The sequence below is a fragment of the Actinomycetota bacterium genome (genome assembly GCA_040905475.1).
GTDB lineage: Bacteria > Actinomycetota > AC-67 > AC-67 > AC-67 > DATFGK01.
Window position 1 is genome coordinate 1 of the sequence record JBBDRM010000021.1, and the last position, 10963, is coordinate 10963.

Annotated in this window: 12 protein-coding genes; 8 read left to right on the top strand and 4 right to left on the bottom strand. The window is 67.2% G+C overall.

Features of this window, described 5'->3' with window-relative positions; all coding sequences use genetic code 11:
- A partial coding sequence (locus WEB06_02145; GenBank protein ID MEX2554413.1) for an LLM class flavin-dependent oxidoreductase occupies positions 1 to 700 on the bottom strand: 700 nt, incomplete at its 3' end.
- Between the two features lie 53 nt (positions 701 to 753).
- On the opposite strand from WEB06_02145, the gene WEB06_02150 reads away from it, so the two are divergent.
- Together WEB06_02150 and WEB06_02155 are read left to right on the top strand one after the other, a co-directional pair.
- On the top strand, positions 754 to 1905 hold the full coding sequence (locus WEB06_02150) for a Coenzyme F420 hydrogenase/dehydrogenase, beta subunit C-terminal domain (protein MEX2554414.1): 1152 nt from the start codon (positions 754 to 756) through the stop codon (positions 1903 to 1905).
- Between the two features lie 19 nt (positions 1906 to 1924).
- A complete protein-coding gene (locus WEB06_02155; protein ID MEX2554415.1) occupies positions 1925 to 2698 on the top strand; it encodes an alpha/beta fold hydrolase in 774 nt (257 codons plus the stop codon).
- A gap of 3 nt (positions 2699 to 2701) precedes the next feature.
- Here WEB06_02155 and WEB06_02160 read toward each other — a convergent pair whose 3' ends face one another.
- Both WEB06_02160 and fdxA read right to left on the bottom strand, forming a co-directional pair.
- Positions 2702 to 3283 (bottom strand): hypothetical protein, encoded by a 582-nt coding sequence (locus tag WEB06_02160; protein MEX2554416.1) that lies wholly within the window; start codon positions 3281 to 3283, stop codon positions 2702 to 2704.
- A 175-nt stretch (positions 3284 to 3458) separates the two neighbouring features.
- The gene (gene fdxA, locus WEB06_02165; GenBank protein MEX2554417.1) at positions 3459 to 3773 is read right to left on the bottom strand and encodes a ferredoxin; all 315 of its coding nucleotides are present in this window, start codon (positions 3771 to 3773) and stop codon (positions 3459 to 3461) included.
- A 170-nt stretch (positions 3774 to 3943) separates the two neighbouring features.
- Between fdxA and WEB06_02170 the strand changes: the two genes are divergently transcribed.
- The 6 genes from WEB06_02170 to WEB06_02195 all read left to right on the top strand — a co-directional run bounded on the left by WEB06_02170 (position 3944) and on the right by WEB06_02195 (position 9474).
- On the top strand, positions 3944 to 4525 hold the full coding sequence (locus WEB06_02170; GenBank protein MEX2554418.1) for an alpha/beta fold hydrolase: 582 nt from the start codon (positions 3944 to 3946) through the stop codon (positions 4523 to 4525).
- A gap of 3 nt (positions 4526 to 4528) precedes the next feature.
- Complete coding sequence (locus WEB06_02175) at positions 4529 to 4768, top strand: hypothetical protein (protein ID MEX2554419.1); 240 nt, start codon at positions 4529 to 4531, stop codon at positions 4766 to 4768.
- Between the two features lie 44 nt (positions 4769 to 4812).
- Positions 4813 to 6210 carry a cysteine--tRNA ligase gene (gene cysS, locus WEB06_02180; protein MEX2554420.1) on the top strand — a complete coding sequence of 466 codons (1398 nt, stop codon included), beginning with the start codon at positions 4813 to 4815 and terminating at the stop codon, positions 6208 to 6210.
- Positions 6207 to 7751, top strand: coding sequence for an HD domain-containing phosphohydrolase (locus tag WEB06_02185; GenBank protein MEX2554421.1), 1545 nt, complete (start codon positions 6207 to 6209; stop codon positions 7749 to 7751). The genes cysS and WEB06_02185 overlap by 4 nt, the downstream gene beginning before the upstream one ends.
- Before the next feature lie 87 nt (positions 7752 to 7838).
- On the top strand, positions 7839 to 8690 hold the full coding sequence (locus WEB06_02190; protein MEX2554422.1) for an alpha/beta hydrolase: 852 nt from the start codon (positions 7839 to 7841) through the stop codon (positions 8688 to 8690).
- Positions 8665 to 9474 (top strand): alpha/beta hydrolase, encoded by an 810-nt coding sequence (locus tag WEB06_02195; protein MEX2554423.1) that lies wholly within the window; start codon positions 8665 to 8667, stop codon positions 9472 to 9474. The genes WEB06_02190 and WEB06_02195 overlap by 26 nt, the downstream gene beginning before the upstream one ends.
- A gap of 145 nt (positions 9475 to 9619) precedes the next feature.
- Here the strand turns inward: WEB06_02195 and WEB06_02200 are convergent, their stop codons facing one another.
- Entirely contained in the window at positions 9620 to 10663 is a 1044-nt protein-coding gene (locus tag WEB06_02200) for an alcohol dehydrogenase catalytic domain-containing protein (protein MEX2554424.1), read from the bottom strand.
- Positions 10664 to 10963: the final 300 nt, after the last annotated feature.

The following is a 10963-nucleotide window of genomic DNA, read 5'->3' on the forward strand; positions in this document are numbered from 1 at the left end:
CCTCGAGCGCGCCTTCTGCGTCGGAACGTCGGCGCGCGCTGAAGGCGCGCAGCGCGATCGAGCGCTCGATCACGGCGGGGTCGCGTCCGGCGGCTACCGCGGCAGCGGTCAGGACCTCCACCTTGCGCTCGTACTCACCCGGCGTCAGGTACATGCCGTTCCAGGAGTCCGCGTATCGCGCCGCCATCGGGATCGTGCGGCGCTCGCCGATGCCGGCGACCCACAGACGCGGGACCGGATCCATCATCGCGAACGAACCACTGAGCGTCTCCAACGCGCGATCGAGCGCGTCGAGACGCTCTCGCGGCGGCGGGAACGGCAGCCCCATGATCCGGTAGTCGGGCTCGAACCAGCCGGCACCGATGCCCACCTCGATCCGCCCCGGCGCGGCTTGCGCGATCGTTGCGACCGTGTGTGCCAGGTAGCCGGCCGACCGGTAGCCGACCCCCGCGACCATGAGCCCGACACCCACCCCCGGGACCGAGCGGGCCAGAGCGGCGAGCGCGGTGATCCCTTCGAGACAAGGACCCTCAGGATGCAGCGCTTCCTCCGGCAGGAACGCCTCGACATCGGAATACAAGGGCACGATGTGATCGAACAGGTAGCAGGCGTCGAATCCCCACGCCGCAGCATCTCGCCAAAGATCCCGAAGCTCGGCGAAGCCGACTCGATGTTGTCCGGTGTGGAGTCCGAACCTCATAGCCGGGAGATGATTCGAGCCACGGTACGCATCCCCGTAGGATAGGCGCCGCGATGACTCCAGCCGACGGCGACCGGGCGTACGGCCAGTGGAAGGAGCTCTACCACGAGGTCGTGAAGACGAACCTTTGTACCGGCTGCGCCGCATGCATCATGGCCTGCCCGCGCGACGTCCTCGAGTATGAGCTGGCGTCCTACCACCCGTTCAACGTCGAGGGGACGACTCCGTTCGACGACTGTATCCACGGCCAGCGCGGGTGCGATATCTGCACGAAGGCTTGTCCCCGGTTCCGCGTGTGGGAGGTCGAGTGCGACGAAGCCCTGTTCGGCCGCGCCCGGCAGCCCGAGGAGCTGTTCGGCATCTATCGCGACGTCCTTCTGGTCCGCGCCAACGACGAGAAGATCTTCGAGGCCGGGCAGGACGGAGGCCTCGTCTCGGCGCTGCTGATCTGGGGCCTGGAGCAAGGGAAGATCGACGGGGCGCTCGTATCGAAGGTGTCGCAGGAACGGATCTGGGACGCCGAGCCGTGCGTCGTCACGACGCGGGAAGAGGTCCTCGCGACGGCTGGCTCGCGCTACACGTACGCGGCCAACCCGCTCGCGATGAAAGAGGCCGAACAGCGCGGCCTGCGCAACCTCGCGCTCGTCGGCATGTCGTGCCAGGCGTCCATCAACGGGACCCTGTCGGCCCGCAACGTCGCGAAGTACCGGCGGCGGATCGGGCTCACGATCGGGCTTCTGTGCTCGAAGTCGTTCACCTACGACGGCGCGATGGTCGGCAAGATCCAGAACGAGCTCGGGATCCCGCTCGAGGATGTTGCGAAGGTGAACGTGAAGGGGAAGTTCATCCTGTGGCGCAAGAGCACCGGCGAGCAGGTAGACATCCCGCTCAAGGAGATGCACGCCTTCACCCGCGAAGGCTGCAAACTCTGCCCGGACTTCGCGGCCGAGCACGCCGACATCTCGACCGGCGGCCTCGGCCAGTCCGACGGCTGGACGCTGACGATCGTGCGCACCGAGCGGGGCTCCGAGTGGCTCAAGGAGCTCGTGGACGCCGGCTGGGTGACCGTGCGGCCGGGCTCCGAGGATCCCGCCGCGATCACCTTGATGGAGAAGCTGTCGGCCAAGCAGCGGAAACGCTGGCCGAGTGACTTGCCGGCCGAGTATCTCGCGCCGGCTGCGATCCCACGACCTGAACCAGTCTGATCTCGACCAGGGAGGAATCATGAGCGAAGCGATGGAGCTTGCCTACGAAGAGCGCGGCTCCGGTCCCGTCACCATCTTCGTCCACGGCTTCCCGCTCGACCGGCGCATGTGGATCGGTCAGTTGTCCGGGCTGGCGAAGAACCGCCGCTGCGTTGCCGTCGATCTTCGCGGGCACGGCTTGTCCAAGATCGACGACAAGGAGCCGACGTTCTCGATGGACCTGTTCGCCGACGACGTCGCCAAGACGATGGACGAGCTCGGCGCCGACCAGGCCGACATCTGCGGCCTGTCGATGGGCGGTTACGTCGCATCCGCGTTCTGGCGGAGACACCCGGCTCGCGTGCGGTCGCTGATCCTCGCCGACACGAAGGCGGAGGCCGACTCGGATGAAGCGAAGGCCGGCCGAGAGAAAACGGCCGCGATGGTGCGCGAGCAAGGGATGGAGGCGCTCTGGGAGGGGCTGGGCGCGAAGCTGCTCGCCTCCAACCCGAAAGAGGAAGACGTCGCACGGCTGAAGGAGATGTTCCTCGCACAGGATCCGGCCGTTATCGCCGCCGACGCACTTGCGATGCGCGACCGTCCCGACTCGAGCCCGGACCTGGCCGGCATCACCGTCCCGGTTCTATGGGTGCACGGCGAAGATGATCAGCTCATGCCGATCGACGGCGCGCGCGCCACAGCCGAGAAGATCCCCGGCGCGAAGTTCGCCGGTATCCCTCGCGGCGGCCACATGGCGCCGATGGAGAACCCTCAGGCGACGAACGACGCGATCTTGGAGTTCCTGGGCGGGTAACGCTCAGCGCATCACGATCGACAGCGTCGCAAGCGCCCCGATCACCAGACCCGAGCTCAAGAACGGCTTCAATCCGGAGCGGAGGCGGGCGTCGGTCTTGAAGCTTCGGCTGCAACGCACGCACCAATAATTGTAGGTGTCGTCCTCGTTGCGCGTGGTGCGGATGATCCAATCGGCGCGCTCGCACGATGTGCACGAGGTGTACACGAACGCGCTGTCGGCGTCGAGGACGATCACACGGTCTCGCTCCTCGGGCTCTGGAAGATGTCGCTTGGGTCGCTTCACCTTCGGCGTGTCGAGCTGCCCGGGAGGCTCGGGTGAGCGCTCGACCCGAAGCGCGCTCGGCGCCGGAGGAAGAACAGGAGAAACCGGTTCGGCAACGGCCACGACTGAGCGCAGCGGCACCGACGCAGGCTTCGCTTGTCCAGACGCCACGGCTTGGTCGACGTGCCGGCGCCACTGGCCGAGATCCCATTCGAGCAGCTCGCTCGGAGTTGCATGCTCGGTCGGACGGGAGCAACCGGGACAGAACGCGACCGGGCGGGTCATCTTGACGTTGCAGTTCGAGCAGATCTCTTTGGCCACTGCCTCGTCCCCTTGAGAGCTGTTGCCACGCTAACGGACGAACCTCTCGGCTGGGAACGTCAGAACTACTGATTTTTCCACGTCGCCATAGGTTGGAAGGGCTACTCAGGACTGTTTCCCCAGAGAAGAAGAGGCCGGGCGTCCCGCCCAGCCTCCGGTCTTAGATCTCGGCTCGCTACCCGGTGGGCCAGGCGGCGACTTTCGGATGGTCGTGATCGACGGGCCCCAGCTTCGCCGCGCCACCCGGAGACCCGATGTCGTTGAACCAATCCTTGTTGATCGGGATGAACTCTTTCCAGTTCTCCGGCGTGTCGTCCTCGTAGAAGATGGCCTCGACCGGGCAGACCGGCTCGCACGCCCCGCAGTCGACACACTCGTCGGGGTGGATGTACAGCATCCGCGGACCCTCGTAGATGCAGTCGACGGGACACTCCTCCACGCAAGCCTTGTCTTTCACGTCGATGCACGTCTCGACGATGATATACGTCACGTCTTAACCCCCTTGTCGGGTTTGGAGCCAAGCCTGATTAGCATTCTACCCAGCCCCCGTCAAACCGTTGCACCGAACGAACCGAGGGAGGCACCCTGCCGACCGAGACGATCTTTTTCACAAGCGGCGACGGTCTTCGGCTCGAGGGCCGGCTGGCTCTCCCGGACGGGATACCGGCGAAGGGCGGCGCCGTTCTTTGCCATCCCCACCCTCAGTTCGGAGGCTCCATGAGCTCCAAGCTGATCCCGGCGATGCAGCGCGCGTTCATCGCAGCAGGCTGGGTGGCGCTCCGCTTCAACTTCCGAGGCGTCGGCCGGAGCGAGGGCTCATACGACGGCGGAGTCGGTGAGGTGTCGGACGTGCTCGCCGCCTTGGAGCGCGTGCGGCTGGAGGTTTCCGAGCCTACGGCGGTCGTCGGATGGTCGTTCGGCTCGTTGGTGGCGATGAACGCCGTGGCGAAAGACGGGCCCGTCGACTCCTTCGTCGGCATAGCGCCGCCGGTTCGGGCCGCGTTCGAGACGAAGTTCGCGCTTCCGCCGGCCGCCGATCTCGACGACTGGAAGGCTCGGTCACTGCTCGTCTGTGGGACGGCGGACCCTTTCTGCCGTCCGGCGGATCTGAAAGCGTTCGCCTCCCAGCTGCCCTCTGCCGAGGTCCGCGTCGTCGACGGCGCCGATCACTTCTTCTCCGAGCAGCTGGACGACCTCTGCGCGATGGTGGTCGGCTTCGTGGACACTGGGGGTCGGGGGTAGGCGATGCGACACGTGGTTCGGGTGCTCGTCGATTGCGGAGATCTTGGTCGTCGCGTCACTGTGAGGCAGCGGGACTCGACCGGCGGGTTCAACGACATCGTCGGCATCCTCGAGATCTGCGACGACGACTCGTTCGAGATCCGTGATCGCACCGGAAAGCTTCGCCGCGTCTCGCGCAGGGAAGTGGTGGCCGCGAAGGTCGTGGCGCCCCCTCCGGAGCGTCCGCCGCGAACCGGCCGCTGAGCACGGAAAGACCCCAGCGCGTGGCAGCGTTCTAAGATGGCCTGATGGTCCGCCTTTACGACACGATGGCCCGCGCGGTCGTCGACCTCGCCCCGGGGTCGGACGGGACGCTGCGCATGTACTCGTGCGGCCCCACCGTCTACCGCTTCGCGCACATCGGGAACCTGCGCACCTTCCTGATGGCGGATCTGATCCGTCGCGCCTTCGAGTATCAAGGGATCCCGGTGCGGCAGATCCAGAACATCACCGACGTCGGCCACATGACCGACGACGAGTTCGACACCGGCGAGGACAAGATGCTCGTCTCCGCGGGCCTCGAGGGCAAACCGCCGATGGAGATCGCCGAGTACTACACCAAGGTTTTCTTCGACGATGTGCGCGCGATCAACATCCAGGAAGCCGCCGACTATCCCCGCGCGACCTCGTACGTCCCCGAGATGATCGAGATCATCGCCAAGCTCGTCGAGCGCGGACACGCGTACGTCGCGGGCGGCGGGGTTTACTTCGACGTGCAGTCTTTCCCCGCGTACGGCCGGCTCTCCGGGAACACGCTCGATCAGCTCCAGTCGGGGCACCGCAGCGTGATCGACGACCCCAACAAGCGCCATCACGCCGACTTCCTGCTCTGGCGCCCTGCCGGCGCGCGCCGAGCGATGAAGTGGTCGTCCCCCTGGGGCGACGGGTTCCCCGGCTGGCACATCGAATGCTCGGCGATGTCGATCGCGCTCCTCGGCGAAGAATTCGACCTCCACACGGGAGGCGAGGACAACGTGTTTCCCCACCACGAGGACGAGATCGCCCAGTCCGAAGGAGCCGTCGGCCACTCGGTCGTTCGTCATTGGGTTCACGGTGCTCATCTGCTGTCCGAGGGGCGGAAGATGGCGAAGAGCGCGGAGAACTTCTACGACCTGCGCGACCTCGCCGAGCGCGGTCATTTCGATCCGCTCGCGGCGCGGCTGCTGTTCCTCCAGTCGCGCTACCGCGCGCAGATGAACTTCACGCTCGACGCGCTCGGGGCTGCGGAGCGGACGCTCGACCGCTGGCGGCGCCTCATCGCCGAATGGACCCGCAAGCCGGGCGAGACGATCGGCGATCTCGTGGAGAAGTACGAGGAGCGATTCCTGACCTCGCTCAACGACGACCTCGACACACCGCAGCTCGTTGCGCTCCTCGCCGAAGTCGTGTCCACGGACGCCCTCGCGCCCAAGGACAAGTCGGCGTTGCTGCTCCGGTGGGACAAGGTACTGGGGCTTGATCTTTCGCGAGAGACCGGCGGTGCGCGGCCGATCCCGAGCGCCGCGTACGAGCTCATCGGGCAGCGCGAGAAAGCCCGCGCGAAGAAGGACTACTCGACGGCGGATCGCATCCGGCACAAGATCCTGTCGCTGGGGATCGAGGTGGAGGACACGCCGGAGGGACCGAAGCCGCGCTGGGTCCGGTGACCGGGTCCTCGTTCCGGCTGTCCGAGCTGCTCGCCGCGCTCTCGCTCGCGACGGACGCCGGCAACGGATTCCCGGCCGAGAAGACCCTTCGGAACACGCTCCTGGCGGCTGGGATCGCCGCCGAGCTCCAGATGGACGAGCCGGCGAGCGCAGATCTCTACCACGCCTCGCTCCTGCGCTTCGTCGGATGCACGGCGTTCACGTACGAGCTGGCACGGATCTCCGGCGACGAGTTCGCGGCCCTGCAGGCGTTCGCCCCCGCCGACGAGACCAAGCCGCGGGAAGCGATCCACGCGGTGTTCGCCGCCGGACGGGGGCTCGGCGCCGTGAAGCGGGTTCGGAGCGTCCTCGAGAACGTCGCGCAGGGGAAGGCCTTCGGTGAGCTCGTCGTGCGAGCCGACTGCGAGGCGAGCGTACGTTTCGCTCGCCGATTCGGCATGGGGCCGGGGATGATCTCGATCCTCAACGACCTGTACGAGCGATGGGATGGGAAAGGCGGTCCGCGGAAGCTGAGCGGCGACGAGATCGCGATCGGCTCGAGGATCCTCTCGGTCGCACATCAAGCCGAGATCCATCACCGCGTCCACGGCCGCGAGGCCGCGAAGGAGATGAGCAGGCATCGATCGGGCGGGTGGTTCGACCCGGCGTGCGTCGACGCGTTCCTGCGGTGCGCCGACGGCCTCTTCGATCGGATCGAACGCGGCTCGGTATGGGACGAGGCGCTCAACGTTGAACCGGGACCGCCGGCGTCGATCGGCCCGGCCGGCCTCGACGACATCGCGGAAGGCTTCGCCGATTTCGCCGACCTGAAGTCGCCGAGCCTCCTCGGGCATTCTCGCGGCGTGGCCGTTCTCGCCGAGGAAGCGGGACGGAAGTCGGGGCTCCCGGACGAGGAAGTGGCGACCCTCCGCCGCGCCGCGCTGCTGCACGATCTGGGACGGGTCGCGGTCTCGAGCACCGTGTGGGAGAAGCCGGGCTCGCTCAACGACGCCGAATGGGAACAGGTGCGGCTCCATGCGTACCACACGGAGCGGGTTCTATCGCGATCGCCGACGATGGCCAACGTCGCCTCGCTCGCCGGCGCGCACCATGAACGGCTGAACGGCAGCGGGTACCACCGAGGCGCGGCCGCGTCGGCCTTGTCGGACGCCGCGCGCATCCTGGCGGCTGCGGACGTCTACCACGCGCTGACGGAGCAGAGACCGCATCGGCCGGCGATGTCCGCCGACCAGGCCCTCGCGGAGATCGACCGGGAGGTCACCGCGCGGCGCCTCGATCGCGATGCGGCGGCCGCCGTCTGCGCCGCTGCCGGCCAAGCTCTCCGGAACCATCCACCCAGCTGGCCGGCGGGGCTCACCGACCGCGAGGTCGAGATCCTGCGCTTGCTGGCGCGCGGCCGATCGAAGAAGGAGATCGCCAAGGAGCTGACGATCGCCCCAGGAACGGTTCACACCCACGTTACCCACATCTACGGCAAGATCGGCTCCTCCACCCGCGCCGGAGCCGCCCTCTTCGCCGTCGAGCACGACCTCCTCCGCTGATGGGACGCCTCGACCCAGATACATCGAACGATGTATTGGCCCACCCACCTCCGCCGTCTACGGTACGCATGCATGGAAGGAGGAGCCATGGAGTCCGAGCGGGTCAACGGGGTTCGGCTGGCCTACGAGATGACTGGAGCGGGGGACGTCCCGCTCGTGGCGATCCACGGTTCGTGGTCATCCCACGAGACTTGGAGCCAGGTGGCTCCGGAGCTCTCCGAGCGCTACCGGGTACTCACCTACGATCGCCGGGGTCACAGCGCGAGCGAGCGGCCGGCCGGGCAAGGCACACAGCACGAGGATGTCGAGGACGCGGCTGCGCTCATCGAACGGCTCGGGCTTGCGCCGGCGTTCGTGATGGGGAACTCTTTCGGTGCCGAGGTCGCGATACTCCTCGCGGCCGAACGGCCCGACCTGGTCCGGGGACTCGTCGCTCACGAGCCCCCATTCCTGCCCGTACTCAAGGAGCGTCCTGAGTACTCGACCATGATGTCCGAGGCCGAGGGGGACATCGCGCCCGTCCTCGAGAGGATCCGCGGCGGCGATCACGCGGGCGCGGCCGAGCTGTTCGTCGACACGGTCGCGATCGGGCCCGGTTCGTGGGCTCACCTGCCGGAGTCCATGCGGAGCAGGATGATCGAGAACGCGCCCACGTTCCTCGACGAGGAAAGCGATCCCGGGAACGGCACGATCGACCTCGCGCGGCTCGGGCGTTTCGGTGGCCCGGCGCTGCTTACGCTCGGCGATCAGAGTCCCCCCATGTTCGCGCCGATCGTCCGGATCATCGTCGAAGCGCTCCCTCAGGCAGAGCTGCTCTCGTTCGCGGGCGCCGGTCACATCCCGCATACGACGCACCCGCGGGAGTTCGCGGAAGCCGTGACCGCGTTCATCGACAAACAGGAGGGTGAGACGGATGGAACCGCACGTTCTGCGGTATGAGGTTCGTGGCGAGGGCGAACCGCTCGTGCTCGTCCCAGGCGGGCTGACCGGCTGGGTCTCGTGGATCCCGCACGCCGAACGCCTCTCTGCGGGCCGGCGCGTGATCCGCGTGCAGCCGATCCACAATGAACTCGGCTCGAAGGGGGACCCGGGCGACCCCGACTACACCGCGGAGACCGAGCGCGAGTCGCTCCGCCTGACCCTCGACGCGCTCGGGATCGACCGGGTGGACTTCGCAGGCTGGTCCGGCGGCGGACGCGCCCTCATCGAATTCACGCTCGCCTACCCGGAGCGGGTGCGCTCACTCACGTTGATCGAGCCGGCCGCGTACTGGATCCTCGAGCAGCTCGGCGGATCTGGCGCGGAGCTGGACGAGATCAACGGATTCATCCACGACCTCGCCGGCCGCGAGGTCACCGCCGACGATCTTGCCCGCTTCCTCGCGCTGGCCGGGTTCGCGTCGAGCGCCGACGAAGCGAAGGAGAGTCCGAACTGGGAGCGGTGGATGGAGCACCGGATGGCGCTGTCGTGGCAGTCGAAGGAGCTCGACCGCTCGGGCCGGTCGGTCGAGGAGCTCGCGGCGATCTCCTGCCCCGTCTTGCTCGTCAAAGGCACGAGCACCGGCGATTGGGAGAAGCGGGTCGTCGACGAACTCGGAGCGCGGATCGCGGGAGCGCGTGTCGTCGAGCTACCCGGCGATCACGCATCGCACATCCAGTCGATCGACCGGTTCCTCGAGGAGCTCGAGGCTCACTTACAACGGAGCGCCTCCGCTTTCCGGTAGCGGAGCAGGGCGTCTGGTCAGTCGGTGACCGTTCCTGCTCGTTCCCGCGAAACGCGTCCCAAAAACGCACCAGATGCGTACGTTTCGGGTCACACTTCAAGCGAACGTGAAGATCAGCCCGATGCGACCGGCGCACCTGAGTCGGCTACGGCTTGAGGATCACCTTCATCGCCTCGCGCTTCTCGAACATGTCGTAACCGTGGAGCGCGTCGTCGAGCGGCAGCGTGTGCGAGATGATCACCGTCGGATCGATCGCGCCGGCCTTCACGTGCTCGAGAACGCGGCTCCAGTGTCCCTGGACGTTGCAGGAGCCGCCCATCTCGATCCGCAATCCGCGGCGCCACACCTCGCCGAGCGGGAGGTCATAGGACATCTCGGTGTACACGCCGATCACCGCCACGGTGCCGCCGGCCCGCGCGGCGTTCAGCGCGGTCGTCAACGCTGCGGGGTTCCCGACGCACTCGATGACCACGTCCGCGCCGCGGTCTGCCGTTCGTGACTGGATCTCCACGACCGGGTTGACCTTGGACGCGTCGACGGGGGTCGCGCCGATCTGCTCGGCGAGCTTGAGCCGGTCCTCGGCCATGTCCACCATGTAGACGACCGAGGGCTTGTACGTGAGGACGCTCATGAGCGTGAAGAGCCCGACCGGCCCAGCGCCGGTGATGGCGACGACGTCGCCTTCCTGGATCTCGGCACGAGCCGAGATGTAGGCGCCCGTGGTCAGGATGTCGCCGGCGAAGACCGCCTGCTCGTCCGACAGTGCGGGATCGACGGCGTGCAGGTTCCAGTCGGCCACCGGGATCCGCACGTACTCGGCCTGTGAGCCGTCGAGGTCGCCGACGAACATGCCGTACCCGAGGATCCACATCTGGTCGCAGTTGTTGAACTCGCCGCGCTTACAGAACCAGCAGGTGCCGCAGACGACCAGGAACGATCCGACGACCCGGTCCCCGACCTTGAACTTGGTCACTTCGGAGCCGGCGTCGACGACCTCGCCGACGAACTCGTGTCCCATCACGCTGCCCGGCCGCATGCCGGGGACCCGGCCGTGGACGAGATGCAGGTCCGAGCCACAGATCGCCGCGGTCGTCACTTTGATGATCGCGTCGCCCGGGTCCACTAGTACTGGTTCGGGGTAGTCGCCCATCGCGAGCTTGCCGACGTCTTCGAACAGGACCGCGCGCATCGGCTGCCTCCTTGGGGTTCGTGCGTGTCAGGAGGATAGAACGCGAGGACGCGTGAGAGCGAGCGTGGGGCTCCCCTGCAGCACGGGCTCCGCCGCCTTGAACCGGGTCCGGCGGTCGCATACGTTCTCGCCATGGCGCCCGGCGAAGAGAGCGAACGCGCTCCTGAAGCGATCCGGAGGACCATCCTTACCCTCGTTCTCACCGACATCGAAGGGTCGACGCGCTTGTGGGAGACGCAGCCCGATCGGATGCACGTTGCCATGGCGCGTCACGATCAGCTGGTCGTCGCGGCCGTCGAG